21 protein-coding genes, 14 tRNA genes, 2 rRNA genes and 2 pseudogenes are annotated in these 20,454 nt (G+C 34.6%); 11 read left to right on the forward strand and 28 right to left on the reverse strand.

Annotation, left to right across the window (positions count from 1 at the left end):
• Positions 1–33: 33 nt before the first annotated feature.
• A pseudogene (locus tag DFR57_RS05195) lies at positions 34–111 on the reverse strand (SEC-C metal-binding domain-containing protein); the annotation flags it as partial.
• A gap of 500 nt (positions 112–611) precedes the next feature.
• On the opposite strand from DFR57_RS05195, the gene DFR57_RS05205 reads away from it, so the two are divergent.
• From DFR57_RS05205 to DFR57_RS05225, 5 genes are all read left to right on the forward strand, one after another.
• Positions 612–1,502: a hypothetical protein gene (locus DFR57_RS05205; protein ID WP_114352089.1), complete on the forward strand. Its 891-nt coding sequence runs from the start codon at positions 612–614 to the stop codon at positions 1,500–1,502.
• Between the two features lie 221 nt (positions 1,503–1,723).
• Positions 1,724–2,551: an SDR family NAD(P)-dependent oxidoreductase gene (locus DFR57_RS05210; RefSeq protein WP_114352090.1), complete on the forward strand. Its 828-nt coding sequence runs from the start codon at positions 1,724–1,726 to the stop codon at positions 2,549–2,551.
• A 370-nt stretch (positions 2,552–2,921) separates the two neighbouring features.
• Positions 2,922–3,548, forward strand: a complete 627-nt coding sequence (locus DFR57_RS05215) for a 3'-5' exonuclease (protein ID WP_114352091.1) — start codon at positions 2,922–2,924, stop codon at positions 3,546–3,548.
• 197 nt (positions 3,549–3,745) lie between these two features.
• The gene (locus DFR57_RS05220) at positions 3,746–4,123 is read left to right on the forward strand and encodes a PH domain-containing protein (RefSeq protein ID WP_114352092.1); all 378 of its coding nucleotides are present in this window, start codon (positions 3,746–3,748) and stop codon (positions 4,121–4,123) included.
• A 120-nt stretch (positions 4,124–4,243) separates the two neighbouring features.
• A complete protein-coding gene (locus DFR57_RS05225; protein ID WP_114352093.1) occupies positions 4,244–5,020 on the forward strand; it encodes an SDR family oxidoreductase in 777 nt (258 codons plus the stop codon).
• A gap of 154 nt (positions 5,021–5,174) precedes the next feature.
• Here the strand turns inward: DFR57_RS05225 and DFR57_RS05230 are convergent, their stop codons facing one another.
• Complete coding sequence (locus DFR57_RS05230; protein WP_114352094.1) at positions 5,175–6,389, reverse strand: multidrug effflux MFS transporter; 1,215 nt, start codon at positions 6,387–6,389, stop codon at positions 5,175–5,177.
• A gap of 425 nt (positions 6,390–6,814) precedes the next feature.
• On the opposite strand from DFR57_RS05230, the gene DFR57_RS05235 reads away from it, so the two are divergent.
• The 5 genes from DFR57_RS05235 to DFR57_RS05250 all read left to right on the forward strand — a co-directional run bounded on the left by DFR57_RS05235 (position 6,815) and on the right by DFR57_RS05250 (position 8,980).
• Entirely contained in the window at positions 6,815–6,967 is a 153-nt protein-coding gene (locus DFR57_RS05235) for a small acid-soluble spore protein P (RefSeq protein ID WP_114352095.1), read from the forward strand.
• Between the two features lie 211 nt (positions 6,968–7,178).
• Entirely contained in the window at positions 7,179–7,307 is a 129-nt protein-coding gene (locus tag DFR57_RS18445) for a PH domain-containing protein (RefSeq protein WP_147269769.1), read from the forward strand.
• Positions 7,308–7,325: 18 nt separating this feature from the next.
• Complete coding sequence (locus tag DFR57_RS18645) at positions 7,326–7,526, forward strand: PH domain-containing protein (protein WP_425450943.1); 201 nt, start codon at positions 7,326–7,328, stop codon at positions 7,524–7,526.
• Between the two features lie 363 nt (positions 7,527–7,889).
• The gene (locus DFR57_RS05245) at positions 7,890–8,375 is read left to right on the forward strand and encodes a metal-dependent hydrolase (protein WP_114352097.1); all 486 of its coding nucleotides are present in this window, start codon (positions 7,890–7,892) and stop codon (positions 8,373–8,375) included.
• A gap of 239 nt (positions 8,376–8,614) precedes the next feature.
• Positions 8,615–8,980, forward strand: a complete 366-nt coding sequence (locus DFR57_RS05250; protein WP_114352098.1) for a DUF4870 domain-containing protein — start codon at positions 8,615–8,617, stop codon at positions 8,978–8,980.
• Positions 8,981–9,534: 554 nt separating this feature from the next.
• Here DFR57_RS05250 and DFR57_RS05255 read toward each other — a convergent pair.
• From DFR57_RS05255 to DFR57_RS18650, 7 genes and pseudogenes are all read right to left on the reverse strand, one after another.
• On the reverse strand, positions 9,535–11,262 hold the full coding sequence (locus DFR57_RS05255) for an ABC transporter ATP-binding protein (protein WP_114352099.1): 1,728 nt from the start codon (positions 11,260–11,262) through the stop codon (positions 9,535–9,537).
• Between the two features lie 16 nt (positions 11,263–11,278).
• Positions 11,279–12,067, reverse strand: coding sequence for a MerR family transcriptional regulator (locus DFR57_RS05260; protein ID WP_170132910.1), 789 nt, complete (start codon positions 12,065–12,067; stop codon positions 11,279–11,281).
• Between the two features lie 693 nt (positions 12,068–12,760).
• Positions 12,761–13,105: a transposase gene (locus DFR57_RS05265; RefSeq protein ID WP_114352101.1), complete on the reverse strand. Its 345-nt coding sequence runs from the start codon at positions 13,103–13,105 to the stop codon at positions 12,761–12,763.
• A 316-nt stretch (positions 13,106–13,421) separates the two neighbouring features.
• Positions 13,422–13,544 carry a hypothetical protein gene (locus DFR57_RS18555; RefSeq protein WP_281270472.1) on the reverse strand — a complete coding sequence of 41 codons (123 nt, stop codon included), beginning with the start codon at positions 13,542–13,544 and terminating at the stop codon, positions 13,422–13,424.
• A 23-nt stretch (positions 13,545–13,567) separates the two neighbouring features.
• Complete coding sequence (locus DFR57_RS05270) at positions 13,568–14,422, reverse strand: hypothetical protein (RefSeq protein WP_114352102.1); 855 nt, start codon at positions 14,420–14,422, stop codon at positions 13,568–13,570.
• Between the two features lie 290 nt (positions 14,423–14,712).
• On the reverse strand, positions 14,713–14,931 hold the full coding sequence (locus DFR57_RS05275) for a hypothetical protein (RefSeq protein ID WP_114352103.1): 219 nt from the start codon (positions 14,929–14,931) through the stop codon (positions 14,713–14,715).
• Positions 14,907–15,325, reverse strand: a pseudogene (locus tag DFR57_RS18650) (transposase); the annotation flags it as partial. The pseudogene DFR57_RS18650 and the gene DFR57_RS05275, both read right to left, overlap by 25 nt.
• A gap of 82 nt (positions 15,326–15,407) precedes the next feature.
• On the opposite strand from DFR57_RS18650, the gene DFR57_RS05280 reads away from it, so the two are divergent.
• A complete protein-coding gene (locus tag DFR57_RS05280) occupies positions 15,408–15,665 on the forward strand; it encodes a site-specific integrase (RefSeq protein WP_342768825.1) in 258 nt (85 codons plus the stop codon).
• Between the two features lie 327 nt (positions 15,666–15,992).
• Here DFR57_RS05280 and DFR57_RS05285 read toward each other — a convergent pair whose 3' ends face one another.
• The 19 genes from DFR57_RS05285 to DFR57_RS05375 all read right to left on the reverse strand — a co-directional run.
• A complete protein-coding gene (locus DFR57_RS05285) occupies positions 15,993–16,436 on the reverse strand; it encodes a GNAT family N-acetyltransferase (RefSeq protein ID WP_114352104.1) in 444 nt (147 codons plus the stop codon).
• Positions 16,437–16,749: 313 nt separating this feature from the next.
• The gene (locus tag DFR57_RS05290; RefSeq protein WP_170132911.1) at positions 16,750–17,115 is read right to left on the reverse strand and encodes a helix-turn-helix domain-containing protein; all 366 of its coding nucleotides are present in this window, start codon (positions 17,113–17,115) and stop codon (positions 16,750–16,752) included.
• Between the two features lie 380 nt (positions 17,116–17,495).
• Complete coding sequence (locus DFR57_RS05295; RefSeq protein WP_114352106.1) at positions 17,496–18,482, reverse strand: tyrosine-type recombinase/integrase; 987 nt, start codon at positions 18,480–18,482, stop codon at positions 17,496–17,498.
• 183 nt (positions 18,483–18,665) lie between these two features.
• Positions 18,666–18,746 (reverse strand) — tRNA-Leu (locus tag DFR57_RS05300).
• Between the two features lie 6 nt (positions 18,747–18,752).
• Positions 18,753–18,826: transfer RNA gene (locus tag DFR57_RS05305), tRNA-Cys, on the reverse strand.
• A 9-nt stretch (positions 18,827–18,835) separates the two neighbouring features.
• A tRNA-Gly gene (locus tag DFR57_RS05310) sits at positions 18,836–18,910 on the reverse strand.
• 4 nt (positions 18,911–18,914) lie between these two features.
• A tRNA-Gln gene (locus DFR57_RS05315) sits at positions 18,915–18,989 on the reverse strand.
• A gap of 11 nt (positions 18,990–19,000) precedes the next feature.
• Positions 19,001–19,076 (reverse strand) — tRNA-His (locus tag DFR57_RS05320).
• 15 nt (positions 19,077–19,091) lie between these two features.
• Positions 19,092–19,162 (reverse strand) — tRNA-Trp (locus DFR57_RS05325).
• 32 nt (positions 19,163–19,194) lie between these two features.
• Positions 19,195–19,280, reverse strand: a tRNA-Tyr gene (locus DFR57_RS05330).
• A 27-nt stretch (positions 19,281–19,307) separates the two neighbouring features.
• Positions 19,308–19,383: transfer RNA gene (locus DFR57_RS05335), tRNA-Phe, on the reverse strand.
• 32 nt (positions 19,384–19,415) lie between these two features.
• A tRNA-Asp gene (locus DFR57_RS05340) sits at positions 19,416–19,492 on the reverse strand.
• Between the two features lie 29 nt (positions 19,493–19,521).
• Positions 19,522–19,598: transfer RNA gene (locus tag DFR57_RS05345), tRNA-Met, on the reverse strand.
• Positions 19,599–19,629: 31 nt separating this feature from the next.
• Positions 19,630–19,705 (reverse strand) — tRNA-Val (locus DFR57_RS05350).
• Positions 19,706–19,708: 3 nt separating this feature from the next.
• Positions 19,709–19,783 (reverse strand) — tRNA-Glu (locus DFR57_RS05355).
• A gap of 17 nt (positions 19,784–19,800) precedes the next feature.
• Positions 19,801–19,892 (reverse strand) — tRNA-Ser (locus DFR57_RS05360).
• A gap of 2 nt (positions 19,893–19,894) precedes the next feature.
• Positions 19,895–19,969: transfer RNA gene (locus DFR57_RS05365), tRNA-Asn, on the reverse strand.
• A gap of 11 nt (positions 19,970–19,980) precedes the next feature.
• Positions 19,981–20,097 (reverse strand): 5S ribosomal RNA (gene rrf / locus DFR57_RS05370).
• A gap of 265 nt (positions 20,098–20,362) precedes the next feature.
• Positions 20,363–20,454: ribosomal RNA gene (locus tag DFR57_RS05375) — 23S ribosomal RNA — on the reverse strand; the annotation flags it as partial.

A 20,454-nucleotide genomic window follows, 5' to 3' on the forward strand; every position in this document is an offset into this window, starting at 1 on the left:
ATCGTCAGTAGATCTTATTTTCATTTAAAGCATTTAGCCACAACATTTCTTGTATTTTTTACCGCTACCGCATGGGCACAGGGCATTTCTTCCAATCTTTTGTTCATTCCGTACTATGATTTGAGTTTTCTCTTCTGACACTAAGTCACTACTTTTCTGTAAATAATACTTTGGTAGCAAATCTAACTTTTCACAAAAACGACTTTCATTAAATTCTTCATTATTTTTCATGACATCATACATTTCCTCTATCAAAATAGATGCTATAAGTTCCTTAGATTCACTTTCACTGTAGCCAAGATCTATCAATCTATGAAAAGTTCTTTTTGTGCATTTCGGATTATTATCACGTATTTGATTATTGACAACTTCAAACACTTGCGCCTTTAACCTATAGTTAACCATTATCATCCTTCCTTTCTGAAACAAACAAAGGTTACTTATCGTAATAATTATAACCCAATTATTTTTCATAATAAAACTAACAATTTCTCTTTATGGAAAGATAGACTTTAAAAATTAATATAGTATAATACGGTAGAACACTCGTTCTATTTAATGGTTAATTTGTTTCATGTTTATCATACTATTTTATTCAGGGAGTGATTAATTTGGATGAGCAAGAATTAATTAATTTATTAGAGAAAAGGATTTATAAGCATGCCAATCACAAGATAGAAAAGTATCTTCAAGAAATAGCAGTGTGGATTTCAAAAATACTTCTCTCTGAGACAAAAACAGAAATCACATTTGAGTTTGATCCACCTTGGGATTCCTCAGGGCAAATTCTCAATACAAACTTTCCATTTGAAATTAGCGATTATGAAACTTTAGATAGTTTTCTAGAAAATGAATATAATGGATCAAGTCGCCCTTCTTTCATGAGTGGCCATGGGCTATTTCATGATTTTTACTCAAGTGAATTGGACGAATTAACTGATAATTGGATTGCATTACAGGTAACAGAAACGATAAACGTTCTTTTGAAAGAAAATAATCATTTAATTCTTAACTATGCTAAATTAAGAGAAGATGAAGAAAGTCAAAGTCATAAAACTCAATATAAAACAGCTGAGGAAATTTCACAATTAATTTATCTGGATGATATTTTAGGAGATTTTTTAGTTATTGATTACCCAATCGAACTAAAAGAATTTGTTGGTAAAATGGATATCACACTTTTGTTTAAACAAGGACACCATCAAGCGAATAACGAATTAAAACAAGAAAAAATAGCCAGACAAATAAGAGAAAAAGAACAATTGATAAATCAAGAACAAGCTAAGAAGTTCTGGAACTACATTTGCAAACTTCACAGGGTAAGATATCAAAGGAACATACCATCAAAAATTGAAAAGAATTATTATGATCAGTTTCTCTATCCTCTATTAAAAGAGGAATTTAAAGAGAACGAAGATGTTTTAAACATTAGGCTGGTGGGCCAGTATATGGAGCATAAATTCTCTAATTCAGTTTATTTTAAACTAATAAATTTCGAATAACAAAAGGCATGTAAAGTATCTCCGGCAGACAAAAATTAAGTACCTAGAGAGCTTCTTACAGGGAGAACATTACTGATAATATTTGAAATATAAGTGATCATCTAAGATAATTTACACAGAGATTTCTTAAAATAGATTATCCAATATCAAAAAAACATGCTATAAATAATTAAGAAGTAGTTAACTTAGATTTCTGATACAATTGAAGGGAGATTTCATTCATGCAGACAATAATAATAACCGGTGCAAGTGATGGAATTGGTGCTGCATCCGCTCGTCAATTGAAAGCCAAGGGACACAATGTCGTGCTAGTAGGCCGCTCACAACAAAAAACCGAAAATCTTGCAAAAGAAATTGATGCATCTTTTCATTTAGCAGATTATTCAAGACTGACCGATGTGAGACGACTCGCCTCTGAGTTAAGACAATATGATCGTATTGATGTACTAGCAAACAATGCTGGTGGCATCATGGGAAAGCGTGAGTTGACCGAGAATGGGTTTGAAAAAACTTTCCAAGTAAATCACCTTGCACCATTTTTGTTGACGAAGCTGCTTATGGAACAACTTATTGCTTGTCGAGCAAAGGTCATCCAGACATCTAGCGCTGCTGCGAATGCGTTTGGCAAGAGATTTAATGTAACAGATCTTAACAATGAACGATCATACTCACCACAAACAGCCTACGGTTACGGAAAGTTAGAGAACATTCTTTTCACTAGGGAACTTGATAGAAGATACCGAGCTAGCGGAATCTCAACAGTTGCATTTCACCCAGGCGTTGTGCGTTCAAGCTTTGCTAGTGATACAACCCACTTCATGAAGTTTGTCTACCACACACCCATAAAGTACTTGCTTACTATAAGTCCGGAGAAAAGTGCGCGCAGACTTTCTGCGCTTGCAGAGGGTAAACCCGGAGTTGATTGGAACCTCGGGGAAGTCTATTCTAATGGCAAGCCGATGTCAGTTGCATTTAAAGATGATGGAACAGTGGCGCGTGAACTCTGGGAACGCAGTGAACAGTTCTTAAATACGGAACTATCTAAATGAATCATTGCTTACTTGATCGCTCATTATTTGTTACCCCTTCCCGCCCTAATCCGTGGAGCATTCTTTGAAAATCAAGATAATATTCCGTGCGGTTATTTTTCTCGATTTATATACATGCTGTAAATTGATGTGTTTGTGTCACAACTATATACTTAATGAGAACTTTCATTTCTATTTAAAGATTAGATAAGAAAAAAATAACGGGCGATAATTTAACTCACTCACTTAGTGAAGAGTAAAGATGCGCCTCTTTTTTATAACTACCTTCTTTGAAAAATCTCTATTTAACTTCATTTTCTATTTTATATATAAGAAAAACTGCTCTAAGTCTAGCTTTCACAAGATTATTTAAGTTAAGGATGTGAAGTATTTGAATTATGTAGCTATTGATTTCGAAACTGCAAATCAAAGTCGATATAGTCCTTGTGCAGTGGGACTTGTTGTTTTTAATAAAGAAAAAATCCTTGAAGAATATTACACATTAATAAACCCAAACATGGAGTTTGATCCATATAACACAATGATTCATGGTATTACAGAAGAGGATGTAACGGATGCTCCCACTTTTGATGAGATTTGGGGTGAATTATATAGTTATTTAAATAATCATGTAAGTATTGCTCATAATGCTAGTTTTGATATGAGCGTATTGAGGCATACTTTAGATCATTTTGAAATCACACACCCAAAAATAGAGTACTTATGCACTTGTATTATTTCCAAAATTGTATGGCCAGGATTAATTAATTATAAATTGAACACAATCGCCGAATTAAAAAACATAACATTTAACCATCATAATGCCATAGAGGATGCTAGAGCAGCAGCTAAGCTTTTTCAACAAGCACTGATTGATAGTGATGTGGAAATAGCAGACGAGCTAATACAAAAGCATAGATTAATTCCTGGTAAAATATTTGATGGTGGTTACGTTGCTGCGAAATCTCCGAGGAAAGCTCGAAGTAAATCCAGAAAAATAAATCAACTAAATTACTAAAGTGAGCTTTTTATTATAATCTATTAATTTTTTCTTAAATGAAGATTTCAGATTATCAAGATTGAATGATACTGACCAACATCTAGAAATAATACCAACACAAGAATTTCTGGATTTTGTGAGATAGTGAATCATTAACTTGTTATAAGAATAGGGTAACTCTTATTTTTAAATATTAAATCTTGGAGGTATTATTAATGGGATTATTTGATGGATTAATGGGAAATGCTTCAAATGTAGACAAGAAAGACATCATGAGGGATTATGAGCAATTGTTTGTAAACGGAGAAGAAGTAAATGTAGCTTTTAAAGTAATAAGAGATTTGTTTATTTTTACAGATAAGCGATTGATCCTAGTGGACAAACAAGGACTCATAGGAAAGAAAACATCCTATCATTCCATTATGTATAAAAGCATTTCACATTTCAGTGTGGAGACTGCAGGCACGTTTGATATGGATTCCGAATTAAAGATCTGGATTTCTGGTAATCTTGAACCCTTGGTTTCAAAAAACTTTAAAAAAGATAGCAACATATTCGAAATTCAGAAAGTTTTGGCATCAGTGTGTGGATAAAGTTTTATATTTAAGCGGACGCCCATTTGTACTTGAATCTTGAAATGGTGAGTATTATGAAACTTTACAACGTGATAACATGGAGTAATAAAATACTATATTAAAAGCGAGGGGAAAAGTATGGGAATTATAGAAAAAATGCGGCTTGATGGGAAAAAGATATTTGTAACTGGCGGTGCTCGCGGTATTGGAAAAAGTGTTTCCATTGCATTTGCTGAAGCAGGAGCTGACTTGGCAATTGTAGATTTAGATATCGAAGAAGCTCAAAAAACAGCGGATGAAATCGCTAAAAATAATAATGTAAAAGCGATTGCGATTAAAGCAGATGTTACCGACCCAGGAGAAGTGGAAAGTATGATGGATCAATTTTTGAACACATTTGGTCGATTAGATGCAGCTTTTTGTAATGCTGGAATTTGTATAAATGCGCCAGCTGAAGAAATGACTTTTGAACAATGGAAGAAAGTGTTAGATATTAATCTTTCAGGTGTTTTTCTAACAGCTCAAGCAGCCGGAAAAGTAATGCTGAAGCAAGGTTATGGTTCCATTATTAACACGGCCTCTATGTCAGCACATATCGTTAATCATCCCCAACCACAATGCTCTTACAATGCATCCAAGGCTGGTGTGATTCAATTAACAAAATCTCTTGCGGTCGAATGGGCAACTAGAAATGTGCGGGTGAACTCAATCAGTCCTGGATACATGGGGACTGAATTAACATTAAATTCTCCTGAACTCAAGCCTTTAATTGAGCAGTGGAGTGAAATGACGCCAACAAAACGAATAGGAAAACCAGAGGAATTGCAATCCATTTGTGTATATCTGGCTGGCGATACAAGCAGTTTTACTACTGGTTCCGATTTCGTTATAGACGGTGGCTTCACAAGTATTTAAGAGGAATACGCTTATCTTTCTTCTTTTAGCGAGTGTCATTGATTCCCTTACGTCTTGATTAATCAAAATTTACGCAAAACAAACACCTTTCTAATTCTTATTTAATTCAATTAGAAAGGTGTTTTCTTTCATAGATTCATATATTTAAAAGCTATTAATTATTACTATCATTTACTTGCAAAGGAGCTTTTCTAGCTAATAGATAATAAGATAAAAATGCCAAAAAGCTTGCTGAGAAGATAATAATCCCCATTGGAATGGCTGTATGTTCACCTGCTATTCCTACAAGGGGTGCCGTAAATGAACCAAGTAAAAATGGTAGTACACCTAATAATGCAGACGCACTTCCAGCAATATGGCCCTTTGTTTCCATAGCTAAAGAAAAAGCGGAAGTTGCAATAATACTGATGGAAGTAACTAAAAAGAAAATTGGGATGGCAACGGCAATTAATGGTGCGTCTAACAACAACGCTATTAGCAATACAATCGCCGAAGAATTAGAAAGTAGTAAACCAATCTTCAGAAACGTTTTTTCAGAAATAGCCCCCGAAAATCGACCAACAATCTGAGTCCCCATCATTAAGCCGAAACCATTTACTCCAAATAATAAGCTAAATATTTGTGGTGACACACCATAAATATTTTGATAAACAAAAGAAATACCCGATACATAAGCAAAAATTCCGGCAATAGTAAAACCTTGTGTGAAGGCATAACCCGAAAACTCCCGGTCCTTTAATAAAGATGCAAAGTTACTAACAATTTGTTTAAAGTTGCTTGGTATACGTTTTTCAGTTGGTAATGTTTCCTCAAGCTTAAACGATACGACGACAGCTAGAATAAGACCAATGCATGCCAAAACAATGAAAATCACTTGCCAGTTGGCAAAGGTGAGAATTCCAGCGCCTATAACTGGTGCAATAATTGGACCAAGATTTCCTACCAGCATTAATAATGCAAAAAATTTAGTTAGTTCCCTCCCACTATAAAGATCACGGACAATCGCCCTTGATATAACAAGACCTCCAGCTGCAGAAAAACCTTGTATGAAACGAGCAATAATTAACACATAAATGTTAGGAGCAAAAGCACATATTATAGAAGATAATAAGTATAGAAACAGAAAACTAATTAAGGGCTTGCGCCGACCTTGCACATCACTCATCGGTCCAATAACCAATTGTCCCAACCCTAATCCTAACAAGCAAGTGGTTAAACTAATTTGTACTAAAGAAGCATTCGTATGAAATTCGTCTACAATCGTTGGAAATGAAGGCAAATATGTATCAATAGTAAAAGGGCCTAAAAGTGCTAGTGATCCCAATAATAAAGCAACCTGTAAACGTTTAGTCTTGGATAGTGTATTCAAAATTCCTGTCACCTTTCTAGTATAGTCTTGTTGGTTATTTGCTAAAAATCAAAAAAATGTGATTGCATAATTGGTAGCTGATTTTCATGCCACTATTACAGGCGTAAAATACATCACACCTCACATCACTTGAGTTAAAAGTATTATTTATATCGCTTTCAATAGTGTATTACTTTAACGAAATTATTTCACTTATTATGCTTCTTTATTCTTCCTTCTAAAAAAGCTTGTTTTAAGGCAAAGTTTGATTCCGTTATAACAGTTGTAAAAAAGTATTCTTATTTGCATTGTAAGGTCAACAATCCAAAAATTTTTCACCAAAAAAATTATAAGATTTCGTATAAATTAGCACGAATTAGAAAAACTAAAAAAGCTCGATTATGTATTTCAAATAGACCAAACAAACCCTATGGAGGATGAATAATATGAGCAAAAATCGAAAAGGACCGAAACAACAGAAACAACCTAATTTACCGAAAAGCGAGAAACAACCTTATGGTGAACCATTAGCAGGATCACATAAAGTAAAAAATAAAAACCATAGCCGACAAAAAAATAATGCGTCACATGACATGTAAAAATCCGAGTTACTGGTGTTAGAAACCCTTCAGTAGCCTGAACCGTTTGCGAAATTTAACGCCGCTTTAAATCATCTTACTGCATTTGAAGTAGGATTTGCTAGAGATTAATTGTTCAAACATTACAGTTTATTTAAAAAAGTATAGTAGGTGTTTTAGGGGCACACTATTATACTTTTTATAGGTTAAATGGAAGTCTTATATTATACAAATGAAATTATTTGATGGATTGATGAGAAATGCTTCAAATGTAGAAAAGAAAGAGATCATGCAGGATTATGATAAACTGTTTGTAAACACAGAAGAAGCAAATGTAGCTCTTAAAGTAATTAGGGGCTAATGATAAACGATTCATCTTATTACGCATACAAGTACTAATGGGAAAGAAAAAGCATATCATTCTATCATGTATAAAAGCATTTCACATTTAAGCATGGCGACTGCTGGCACTTTCGATATGGCTCCCGAGCTAAAGGCCTGGATTTCAGGTAATCTTCAACCTCTAATTTCAAAAAAATTAAAAAAGATAGCAACATACTCGAAATTCACAAAGTTTTAGCAGCCGTTAGTGGCTAAAATAACTTATGGTAAAGCGCAAATTTTCTTTGCGCTTTTTTTGAACGTGATAGTCTAAAAAAACCTCTCCCACTTTGTGGCAAATTGTCTAAAAGAATTGTATAATACCTGTCACATCTTTTCCCTAATAGTCTTTCTTAATATTTTAATGTTGAGATATTTTCAAAACTCCTTATAAATGAAACTTAACTGTTATCTTAGACTTGGGATTTTGAGGCCTATTTATTATTATTATCAAATTTATATTAAAGACTTAATAGTTACAAAAACATATGTTCCTTATTTAATTTAACTGTTATAATTATCGAGCAACAAAATATGTAACTATTTAAAAAAGGAGATAAAAATGACAGGAAAAACACATTTAATCGGTGGAATTGCTGCTACAACAGTAATCACTAGTTTTACTAACTATGACCCTGTTATCTTTATTGCATCAGGTGCAGTGGGTGGACTAATTCCTGACATTTGCCATGGAGGAAGTAAAATAGGACGTAAATTCCCACTATTATCTAACATAGTCAACATGATTTTTGGCCACCGAACCATTACGCACAGTTTATTATTTTTAATAGGAATAGGCGTGGTTTTATCAATGTTTACGAGCAACTCCACTCTTATTGCAGGTCTTATCATTGGAATCGCCAGCCATTTATTACTTGATGCTACTACTAAAAGGGGAATCAAACTACTATATCCAGTTAATTTCACTGTTCGGTTTCCCATCACTATAAAAACAGGTGGAACTCTGGAAAATATTGTTTTATTACTACTGACATTGGTAACGATATATTATGGAAAAGATATTGTGATCCCTTTTCTTACTTTCTAACATTTATTGTTTAGGTATAAGCATTTCACCAGTCCATAAATTGAGGAAAACATTACGATAATCAAATCATTGGAACAACTCCTAGTTCTATCCTAAACATATCTAAGGCAATCAAGTTTATGCAACACCAACTGAAATCAAGTTAATGAACTTTTAAGACTTTATTCGAATTAATGTTGACATACTAAACGGTATGTATATAAAATGAATCTATTATAAGAAGAAAGGGAGTGAAAATAATGACAGAAAACAAAGAGAAACAAGATATCGAGGAAACAGGAAAAACCTCATCCGGAATGACGGAAAATTTAGCAGGAGCATTAACATATGTTTTAGGCTTTATCACGGGTATTATATTTTTATTCATTGAAAAAGATAATAAATTTATACGATACCACGCTTTTCAATCCATCATCTTTTGGGGTGGCTTCGTTATTGTAAACTTCATCTTAGGACTAATTCCTTTTTTGGGATGGATATTAAACGGTTTGATGGTGCCAATCGGTCTTGCTATTTGGATCTATTGTATGTACCAAGCATATCAGGGGAAAGAATTTGAGATTCCGTATGTTGGTAAAATTGCAAGAGAACAAATCGCAAGATAAAACGAAACTTCAATCAGTGTTGGTTAACTCTCACTGATTATTAACAAAACCTATCAAGAATTTTCCATCCGTATAGCCTCCATAGCGTAGTCTCCACATTATTCGAAATTTGAATTATAGATTTTACGGATGGTTAGCATCATGATTTTCAGCTGCTAACCTTCAGGAAGGAAGTTCTACTGATTCTTCACTCTACAACAAAATTCAACGATTATTCCTCTGGTTAAAGCAAACCTTCTTCTACTAAAATATTTAGCTTTTGTTTAATCTAACGCAATACTCTCCTCTATATATTTATTTTGAACCATTACCATCTCTTGCTTTGTATTTTTATAAGCTTTTTTACTAAAATGATATTTTATTCCTTTTCATGAACATGCTATTTTATTTATAAATCTCAAATTTCTATAGCTTTTCACACAATAAAAACCACCAAATAGTTTTTATTTTTAACGTAAAAACCATTTGGTGGCTATAACTAAGGAATAAGCTCTTATTCCTACTGAGGAAAATTTATCATCATGAACATCTTGCTTGTCTTTTTACTGTACAGCTTAAGCCAGTTGCTGTTCAGCAAAGGATCGATACAAGGCATGATTATTCAAGAGTTCGTGGTGTGTTCCTTTACCTGTAATTTCACCTTTTTCAATAAAAATAATCTGATCAGCATGGACGATGGTTGCCAGACGATGGGCAATGACAAAGGTAGTTCTTCCTTTCATTAATCGATGCAGTGCTTTTTGTACAACTTGCTCGGATTGGCTATCTAAGCTCGCAGTTGCCTCATCCAATAATAAAAGCTTTGGATTACGCAGAAAAGCACGAGCAATATTGATACGCTGGCGTTGTCCGCCTGATAGCTTTGTACCTCTTTCTCCTACCTCGGTATCTAGTCCTTTTGGAAGCTCTTGAATAAATTGATCCGCATATGCCATTCTTGCCACATTCCAAAGCTGCTCATCTGATACTTGATTAGCATTTTCCAACCCATAGGTTAGATTTTCACGTATTGTCCCAGACATCATCGAACTCTCTTGCGACACATAACCAAGCTGCGAGCGCCAAGAGTTCAGTGATAATTCTCCAATTGACTCTTCACCAATCAACACTTCACCTTTTGTTGGATTGTAATAGCGTTCCAATAAGCCAAAGACAGTTGTTTTTCCTCCACCACTCGGTCCAGCAAAAGCAATCATGTCTCCTGAAGCTACGGAAAACGACATGTTCTTGATGATAGGATCGCCTTTTTCATAGGAGAAATCTACCTTATTAAATGTTATTGGCAAACCATCAATTGATCTATCAAAACCTTGTTGCTTTTCTTCTATTTCTTCTTCGAGAATTTCCAAAATGCGACCTGTGGCACCTTTTGCCTTTTGAAGCTCCGTGAAAAACATGGCAAAGCTTGTGATAGGAAAGACTATTTGAAATAAGTAAAGCAGAAAGGCTACCAAGGATCCGGTTGACATCGTTCCTTCCTCTACTCGAATTCCACCATACGCAATAATCACCACAATTACCAGCATCACAATCATGTACATAAATGGAGCTATTACAGAGAATATGCGTGCTTCTTTTAAACCTGTCTTCAGCAGTGCAAGGATCCCTCTATCCCCTTTTCGTAACTCTACATCTTCTGCTGTCGATGATTTCATTAATTTAATTTCACTGACTGTTTGCTGGATTTCCCCTTGGAAAGTAGCTGTCTGATCCTGCAAAGTTCTAGAGATTATAGACATCCGTGAACCTAATGGCACCATCACTAGCACCGTTAATGGCACTGCAATCAACATCATTAGTGTCATACGCCAATCCATAATGAATAAGATAATGACTGCACCAAAAATTGAAATAATTCCTGTTATAAATTGTGGAAAATGCTGTGATACTAGATTCTTCACAATACCAGTATCATTGATTACGCGACTTACCGATTCGCCGCTAGGCTGCTGGTCAAAGTACCTTACAGGTAAGCGAATCAACTTCGACCAGATAACCTCTCTTAAGCTAGCAACCACTTTTTGTCCTACATAGGAAAGAGCATAAGCGGAAAAACCATCAATCAACGCATGCAAAATAAATATTCCCACGATAATGGTTATAAATCCAATGCTGATAGAGGCGATAGAAAAGCCATCAACCAATTCCCTTGTCAAAAGTGGAATAGTTAAACCGACCAAGGTAGTTAATACACTACCTACTAAACCGAGAATTAAAATGAATTTCGGTATTTTTAATGAAAATATAAGCGATAAAAAAGCTTTAACTGATTGTTTTTCCATGTACTCTCTTCTCCTTTTACTTTCTATTAAAAAATTGATCTAACACCTGATCTAGCCATTCCTCTTCTTTTTTTGTTAATGGCACATATATTAATTTATCCATCTCTTCTAAAAATTGATTAAATTTCTCTTGATTCTCTTTTTGTTCATGGTCTATTTTAAATGTTTGTGCTAACTCCTGATAGTTTTGAAAATTTAGCACTTCTAGTAAATCGTTTTGAAGTTGCTCCAGCATCCTTATTACCTCAGGATGGTCACTAGGTTTACCAGCCAATCGCTTCACTTCTTTAAAAAATTGCAGCAGTTTTTGTTCCCATTGCATTTTTTCCGACAAGGAAGCATCGAATAACCTCGACCATACTTCATTTGTCATAATGGGCTTGGAAATTTCCTTTTGCTGTTTCTCTGTTTGCATCGCTAATATTAAACTGAATAAAAAGTTGCTCTCTATTTCTTCTTCTTGATCGATCAAATGAACAGTTCGTTGAATTGTCTCCAATGCGGTATCAATTCTTTCCCTATCCTGTGTTAATTTCGTTTCTTGTAATTTCAAGATATCCATAAAATGTGAATCCAAATTATCTGATTGTATGTATTGTTTGATCTCACTTAATCGAAAACCCAAAGATTTCATTATGGTAATTTGATGTAATCGAATTGCATCGGCTTTATGATAGATCCGATGACCTGTCATTTTATCTCGATCTGGGTTCATAAGATCTTTTTCCTCATAATAATGCAAGGTCCGGATTGAAACACCTGTATATTTAGCAAATTCGCTAACCTTAAAGGATTCTGGTTCCACAGTTACTGCTCCTCTCTCTAATGGATAAATATATCATATCACCTCACGTAACGTTAGGCGCAAGTGTTTTGTTAATTTAAATTCGAGAATTTTGAGCAGTTGAGACAAATTGTTTTATTTCAAAAAATTAGATTTTCAACTCGCTGTTAAACTACAATCCTGTCAAATTATCTAAAACTATTCAAATTCCTTAAAGAAACTTACTTTTTCTATGTATCAAAATACAATTATATCTAACATCATTCTTACTCGAATATGCATTCTTTCAAATATCTATCCAACTAAATATACAAACTGTATAAGTAAAATTTCCTCTGATAGCTACTATCCACGTAATCTATTTAACCCACCATAACACTGCAGTTAATTTAAAAGCATACAAAAAACGTTCCTCGCAAAATGAGAAACGCTGATAATTTAGTATTTGCACGATTAATTGATTTAATTATTAATTAAAAACAAATACCGGTGGTCGGAGTCGAAAAAGGTTTGGGAATACTGATTTAATAGCGTTCTTCTTTGGTGTTGTGTAAGATTTGTGCAAAATGATATCAATTTTAGTTTAATCATCATAAATAAGTTTAATAGTATACTTCTTCTGGCAATTAATGTGTCGATGGAGTATTTATAAATTCCTCTGCTATAATATCACGGACCCTAGGACATGACCACAACATTGACTTGGGTAAATAGCTACCTTAAGTATTGATATGTTAATTCACTTTCATTAATAATCTTTCCATTTTCAATTTTTATTAACGGTGATTTGTATGCGAAATCGTTATGCTCTATATCAAAAACATTTATTTCTATATGTCCTTCCACAGAACAATTTTCTTTAACATGAATTTTTATTGTCAGATTTTCGTATCTTTCAATTTTCTCTCTAACATTACCCCTATGATAACTTCTAACCATAAGACCATTAAATTGGTTGACTATTATTACTCCATCACTGTCCCGAGTTTTTCCATTATCATATAAAGCAACCACTTGCTTCTTAAATTCTGTAGTAAACTTCCTTCTTTTCTGGGACATAGTAGATTTTTCTCTTTTCTTATATTCATTCTACTTGCCCTTATTTTTATTGTCCAACTAAGTGTAACCTATGCATTACATCGATCTTCACCGTTCGAGACTTTAACCCTAGAACGTGTGCACATGCCGGGCACACTAAAAAAGTCTAACCATATTTCCTTGCCTATGATATTCGACAAACGCTATCGTTAATTAAAAATTATCATAAGTCATTAAATTGTGCGCCCTCCTGGTAAGACACAAAAAATAAAGCCTCATTCGATTAAATCCGAATGAGGTAATCAACAGAGTTTTAATTTACATTATTTTTCCTAAACTATTTCTTTGAAATTTTATGCAATAAATACAAGCCATATATGATGGCTGGTATGGAGCCAACCGTCAAAATAATGTCTATTGCTTGGAATAACAAAGCTAAAGGATTTACAACATTATCCATTTATTCCCAACTCCTTAGTTAGATTAATCACTGTAAGTGAACTTTTGCCAAACACTAGCGACTTTTTTTGTCTTATTCAAAGATTTAAGCTGGATATAGCTTGTAAGTACTATATAACCAAAATTATACTTTCCAGTTACTTTGTAGGTTCCTACAGCATTCATATCATACCCTACTTTTTCTGCTTTTGAATCAGTAACCTTACATGAAGCATTTACATCTACAGCATTAATACCGTTCGTTCCCGCTACGCTACAATAACGCATCTTTAAACCATAAGATCCTACGCTGTAATGATTACCTAATTTTAATGTGGCCACGGTAATTCCCAAGGTTTTTAATTTAACCCAAGCAGTATATTTCCTAGCTCCATATTTTTTTGGTTCTGAACGAAATGGACCTTTTTTAACGCTACTTAATGATATATTTTTATTCAATTCATTATCAACTAATTCATCCTCATCAGTTGAGCCAATTTCGACAGTAGAACCATCACTTAATTTTAATGTTTGTATTTCATCGGAATCACCAATAATTTCATCTGCCAGTGCTTTATTGATTTCATTCGTTTTTTCTTTATAATATTGATCTAATGCCGATTTGGATACAGCATCCATAATATTATCAGTTACTTCAAGTCTTTCTTCTTCTGAAAGTATCTTTACCTCTTTGGAGTTTTCCGCATCTTTTAACGCTTCCTTGAGGTCACTTGAATCACTATTTTCACTTAATTTACCAGTAAATGAATTGGATATATTTTGTAAAGAATAATTATTGTTCTTCAGGCTTGAAGCCTGAATCTTATTAATTCCTGTTCCCGATACAGTAATCCCAAATCCCAGAAAACTAATTAATACAACAGCAAATATTTTTTTCATTTAAACTAACCTCGTTTTCGTTTTTTATGGTTTAAATACAAATTAATCCAGCTAGCTTATTTAGTATTATTTATAAATTTAAATAAAGCAATAGATTCGACAAAACATTGCAAATTTTTGTATGATTAATAACATCACTTGACCTCCTTATGCATCTAAATGGTCAGTTTACTTAATAAACAATTATTAAGTAAACATTTGCAATTCTTTAAAATTCAATATCAACATTTTAATAATACACTTAATTATTCATTTCAATATTAATAATTTGAGTAACTGTTCTCCTATGATCAATAAACTGATCTTACTGTGCGCTTATCCCATGCTTCTGTAAGATCATCATTTCCCGTTTTTGAATGAATATCTTCAATTAATTCTTTAGAAAAAATGGATCCAACCTTTACAAGTTCATAATCTCCATATTTGAATTCAGTATTAGATTTATCATGCTTGACACTTTCATATCTTATTATTTCTTTCGTACTTTGGGCAATTTCAGACGTAAGCACATTGCTGATACCGAGTATTTGTGTCTATTATTCCGTATCGTCACGTGAGTAAAGCATAGCATTTTAATGCTTAGCTACACTTATACTTTAAAGTGCAAACATCGTTTTCCATTACCAATTTTTAATTTTCTTTCCGAAGTTTAACTACTTCTTCTTGTTCTGGTGTACGATTGTTTTTTTCTTGAAACGAACCACTATTTTGATACTGTCGAAACCACTTAATCAAAGACGATGGTGTTAACTAATAGTCTTTAATGATTTCTGCGCGGGGCTTACTAGAGGCATAAAGTTGAGTCATTTGTTTCTTGAATTCTTTGGAAAAGCTTCTTCTAACTTTTCTGCCATTTTCTAAAACTTCTTGATTTTTTTTTGAACTAAGTCTAACCGATTCCATCCAAATATAAAGTAGTAAGTAATACGATTGCAAATAAGTTTTAAAAGAGTTGCTATATGAATTAGGTATTACTTCTGTAACGATGCATGGATTAAGACATACGCATGGAAGTGTATTATTGTATAAAAAGGTTTCTATATATTATGTTAGTGAGCGATTAGGACATGGAGATATTGAGACTATTTTGCTTGAATATTCTCATGTTGTCAGGGAATTACGAGTAGAAGGTGAGGCTGCTACAACGGCAACTTTCGAGAATATGGTTGTGTATAAAATGTGTAAAATGGATCTAAAATCTATCGTTTTCTATCTTAAACTCAAAAATCAAAAAAAGCGTTAGAACATTGATATATCAACATTCTAACGCAATATGCTTATTTTTAAATTAACTTAAGAAGTACTAAAAATACCGGTGGTCGGGGTCGAACCGACACTCCGTGAGGAACACGATTTTGAGTCGTGAAGTTATTTTCATTCGTTTGTAAATCAGTGAGAAACCGTGATATTACCGTATATTCTAACGTTAATTGTGGTTTTTCTTTTCGTCTCTATTCGTACGATTTAAATATATTTAACATTGTAATGCAAATTCGATATTTTCACAATAACTTTTAAATTCCTTAAATCGGTTGTTTGGTGAAGTAAATGTAATCCTTATAATCTATATTTAGAGTAGTGATTTAACCATAGTATAATAACTGCTACCAGGAGGATAATCTTTTATTTCACCTACAACTTGATAACCTTTAATTTCATAAAAAGAACGGGCTTGAAATTCAAAAGTAGTTAAGAGTGCCTTAATTGCACCCTTCTCTTTACCAATCGCCTCCGCTTTAGCGAGAATTTTCCCACCTAAACCTTCACCTCTATATTCTTCAAAAAACCAAAAATCGTTAATTTCTAGCCAGTTCCAATAAACATCTGCATTTAAACCACCAATCCAATTCTTATTGTTATCTGACACAATAATATTTATTGGTTGTACTGCTTCTTTTTCCCTTGCTTTTTTATGATGTATAGAATTCTTATTATTAAATTCTCTAATCTTTTGATGTAAAAAATTTGAAAACTTTTCATCATTCTCTAAACAAATATCAATTTTATAGTTCATCTTACTTCTCCCCATGCTTTATTTTGTATTTTATCCTTCTAATCTTAGTTTAACAAATTTTTGTAAACAAACAGTGCAAATTAATACTAACAAAATGCCCCGTCATCTTTATCACTAATATTGTAAATGAAAATTTATCTCTTAATCCTTTTGTATAGAAAGGAAGGGGTGGTTTTCCCCTTCAATTGGTTCTTGTTATTGGTTCTAGTTATATAGTTCTTGTTAAGTATCTATAATAAACACAAGCTAATACATAAAATAGATACAAGTATATCATCAAAATAGATACGGTCAATATATTTGTAACTAATAACTACTCTAAAAAATTGATAGATTCTACATTACCCTTGAAAATTGATATTTGTGATATAGGATGAATCTTATAAACTGAATTATTAAATCCTCGTTCGTTATGGACAATTTTTCTTGTCAATATTGGCTTACCATTTATTCTAAAGGCTAATAACTTTTTAATATGGCGGTTAATTAGATTGGGTGAAGTTCCTGTTCGTTGTGCTAATTGACGTTGTGTTGGATAACAATTACCTTCTTCGTTCATATATGAAGCAATTGCCATTAGAGTTCCTAGTTCTTTTCCTAGCTTAGTAGCTAGTCCGCTTGTATATAGTGATAAATGCACCTTCAAAAATACTCCGTTGTTAATTTTATTTTGTTCCATAACTAGATAACTCCCTTTTCTATAATTGTTTAACCGATAAAGAATCGGTCTATTATAGTTGGGTAAAACGGAAGTATTTTGTGACATGAAATTATTGGAATTAACAAGGAATAAGGTATAAATATACTTTGGGCACTATGTTGAATAACCTCTGCCCCCATTTCCCCCTACATGGGGTATAATATTTAAATAAAATAAAAGCCGAACCGTTTAACACGATTCGACTTCATCCACATTTTTTTCTTAACTATGTCATGCCCACCATATTACACAAATAGATATATTCCCACTTTGTCCTCATATATCCATGACTAACAAATACTTTTCTGCAAGTGAAAATCCTATATTTATGACCCTTTCTGACATAATGGAACCTATGTCTATCTCTTATTTAATACTTTCACCGGTGAGAAGTCTTTGTGACGGTCTCTTACATCATTACCAAATAGGTTTACATAAGTTTTAACAATCTCCATGCTTGTATGTCCTAAGATAGTTTGCAACTCAAATATGTTTGCACCTTGTTGAACACTTAGCTTTGCGAATGTGTGTCGGAACGTATGTGGTGAACAACGAACATCTTTAATTTTTGCTTTTGCCCCGTATATGTCTATTCTTTGTTGTATTGAACGTCTTAAAAGCGGTGTACCATCAACCGTAATGAATAAAGCGTCAGTATCAACAACACCTCGAATAGAGATATATTTCTTAAGTTGCTTCTTCATTTCGCTTTGAATCGGTACTAGTCGTTCTCTATATGTCTTGGCATTTCGAATCCTTAATAAACTATCTTCCCACTGAATATCAGCTAGAGAAAGCCCCGACATCTCATTAACACGGACTCCCGTTTCAAGAAATACCATCATAATTGTATAGTCCCTAACACCAGTGAACGTTGTTAAATCTGGTTGATTAAATAATGTATTTAATTGTTCCTTTGAAAATGTAGGTATAACGTGCTTTCTATCTTTCAATAAAGAAACGTTTTCCATTGGATTATTATTAATATGCTTCTTCTTGTATAGAAAATTATAGAATGAACGTAATGCCCGTAAACGCGTATTAATGGATACAATCTTTGCCCCTTTGTATTTCCTCATATAGCGGATGACATTCTCTTCTATAAGGCTTTCTTTAACCTCATACGGCTTTAATTGTGTAGTATCAATACCTTGTTCCTCTAATTGATTAAGAAAGGCATGTATTTCATTCTGGTAATAACGAATAGTAAACGGTCTTAAATTGCGGAGGTCACAATCATCTACGAAGAGACTTAACGCTTCTTTAAATGATTCTGCATATGATTTGGCACTTTTTCGAACTATGGATAATTCACGGTCATTTAAATTATTCTTACGTCTTGTCATTAACATCTTCCTTTCGTACGTCTGCACACGATTAGTTCGCACGATTAGAGACTATTTATTAAACACAAAATCAACGTATTATTTCTATAAACAAATACAAAAAAACGTCTCCCACAATGTGAGAAACGTTGATATTTCGGTATATTCACGATAAATTGATTATCTTACTAACGAAAAAATAAGTACCGGTGGCCGGGGTCGAACCGGCACTCCAGAGGAACACGATTTTGAGTCGTGCGCGTCTGCCAATTCCGCCACACCGGCATGTATTGGAGGCGGTAACCGGATTTGAACCGGTGATAAAGGTTTTGCAGACCTCTGCCTTACCACTTGGCTATACCGCCTTACTTATTTGGAGCGAAAGACGGGATTCGAACCCGCGACCCCCACCTTGGCAAGGTGGTGTTCTACCACTGAACTACTTTCGCAAAGTGGCTGGGCTAGCTGGATTCGAACCAGCGCATGACGGTACCAAAAACCGTTGCCTTACCGCTTGGCTATAGCCCAATATAAATAAATGGGGCGACCAGTGGGGATCGAACCCACGCGTGCCGGAACCACAATCCGGTGCGTTAACCACTTCGCCATGATCGCCATGAATCAAAAAAACAGGGGTAGTAGGAATCGAACCCACACCGGAGGTTTTGGAGACCTCTGTTCTACCTTTAAACTATACCCCTATGATATGAATATGATGTTTTATAAAAGAAAATGGTGGAGGGAGTAGGACTCGAACCTACGAACCCGATGGGAGCGGATTTACAGTCCGCCGCGTTTGGCCAACTTCGCTATCCCTCCATATATAAATGAGAAAATAAAAAAAAGTGGTGGCTCGGGACGGAATCGAACCGCCGACACACGGATTTTCAGTCCGTTGCTCTACCGACTGAGCTACCGAGCCAATTAAAAGGTATATACTATGATATGTATAAGTGGCGGTCCGGACGGGACTCGAACCCGCGACCTCCTGCGTGACAGGCAGGCATTCTAACCAACTGAACTACCGGACCAAATTAAATATCACATTAGTGAAATAAATTGGTTGCGGGGGCAAGATTTGAACTTGCGACCTTCGGGTTATGAGCCCGACGAGCTACCAGACTGCTCCACCCCGCGATAATAATAATATAAAGTTTAAAGATATAAATGGTGGAGGATGCAGGGCTCGAACCTGCGACCCCCTGCTTGTAAGGCAGGTGCTCTCCCAGCTGAGCTAATCCTCCAAATGGTGACCCGTACGGGATTCGAACCCGTGATACCGCCGTGAAAGGGCGGTGTCTTAACCACTTGACCAACGGGCCAATTATATCATATGTAGTGGCGGAGAGCGAGGGATTCGAACCCTCGAAACCACGTTAGCGGTTTACACGATTTCCAATCGTGCTCCTTCGGCCACTCGGACAGCTCTCCATTGGCTCCACAGGTAGGATTCGAACCTACGACCGATCGGTTAACAGCCGATTGCTCTACCACTGAGCTACTGTGGAATGGATGATATGCCTGGCAACGTCCTACTCTCGCAGGGGCGCAAGCCCCAACTACCATGGGCGCTGAAGAGCTTAACTACTGTGTTCGGCATGGGAACAGGTGTGACCTCTTCGCTATTGCTACCAGACCATTCTTATTCATGTCTTTGTGGTGCTAACATTTTTAGTGACAACAAATATTATACTATTTATCATCAAAAAATCAAGTATAAATTTATAAAAAATATACCTTCAAAACTAGATAAGGTGTATGACAGATCAAACATTTTTAATCCAGTTCCAGCTCCTAATAGCTAGCGTATAGATTATCCATCCCTTGCACAGAAAAACACTGTGCCACAGTCTGGCTACTCTATTCGTACGCTATTGTACAGTCGCTTTCCCTTTATATGTTTAGTTAAGTCCTCGATCGATTAGTATTCGTCAGCTACACGTGTCACCACGCTTCCACCTCGAACCTATCTACCTCATCGTCTCTGAGGGAT

The organism is Saliterribacillus persicus, assembly GCF_003337485.1.
Classification (GTDB): domain Bacteria; phylum Bacillota; class Bacilli; order Bacillales; family Amphibacillaceae; genus Saliterribacillus; species Saliterribacillus persicus.

Coding starts and splice junctions, on each gene's coding strand:
- DFR57_RS18555 (WP_281270472.1), bottom strand. CDS start 13,544: ATGGATAATGTTGTAAATCCTTTAGCTTTGTTATTCCAAGCAATAGAC.
- DFR57_RS05250 (WP_114352098.1), top strand. CDS start 8,615: ATGACAGAAAACAAAGAGAAACAAGATATCGAGGAAACAGGAAAAACC.
- DFR57_RS05210 (WP_114352090.1), top strand. CDS start 1,724: ATGCAGACAATAATAATAACCGGTGCAAGTGATGGAATTGGTGCTGCA.
- DFR57_RS05270 (WP_114352102.1), bottom strand. CDS start 14,422: ATGAAAAAAATATTTGCTGTTGTATTAATTAGTTTTCTGGGATTTGGG.
- DFR57_RS05290 (WP_170132911.1), bottom strand. CDS start 17,115: ATGGAACAAAATAAAATTAACAACGGAGTATTTTTGAAGGTGCATTTA.
- DFR57_RS05225 (WP_114352093.1), top strand. CDS start 4,244: ATGGGAATTATAGAAAAAATGCGGCTTGATGGGAAAAAGATATTTGTA.
- DFR57_RS05255 (WP_114352099.1), bottom strand. CDS start 11,262: ATGGAAAAACAATCAGTTAAAGCTTTTTTATCGCTTATATTTTCATTA.
- DFR57_RS05245 (WP_114352097.1), top strand. CDS start 7,890: ATGACAGGAAAAACACATTTAATCGGTGGAATTGCTGCTACAACAGTA.
- DFR57_RS18445 (WP_147269769.1), top strand. CDS start 7,179: ATGAAATTATTTGATGGATTGATGAGAAATGCTTCAAATGTAGAAAAG.
- DFR57_RS05285 (WP_114352104.1), bottom strand. CDS start 16,436: ATGAACTATAAAATTGATATTTGTTTAGAGAATGATGAAAAGTTTTCA.
- DFR57_RS05220 (WP_114352092.1), top strand. CDS start 3,746: ATGGGATTATTTGATGGATTAATGGGAAATGCTTCAAATGTAGACAAG.
- DFR57_RS05265 (WP_114352101.1), bottom strand. CDS start 13,105: ATGTCCCAGAAAAGAAGGAAGTTTACTACAGAATTTAAGAAGCAAGTG.
- DFR57_RS05295 (WP_114352106.1), bottom strand. CDS start 18,482: ATGACAAGACGTAAGAATAATTTAAATGACCGTGAATTATCCATAGTT.
- DFR57_RS05235 (WP_114352095.1), top strand. CDS start 6,815: ATGAGCAAAAATCGAAAAGGACCGAAACAACAGAAACAACCTAATTTA.
- DFR57_RS05280 (WP_342768825.1), top strand. CDS start 15,408: ATGCATGGATTAAGACATACGCATGGAAGTGTATTATTGTATAAAAAG.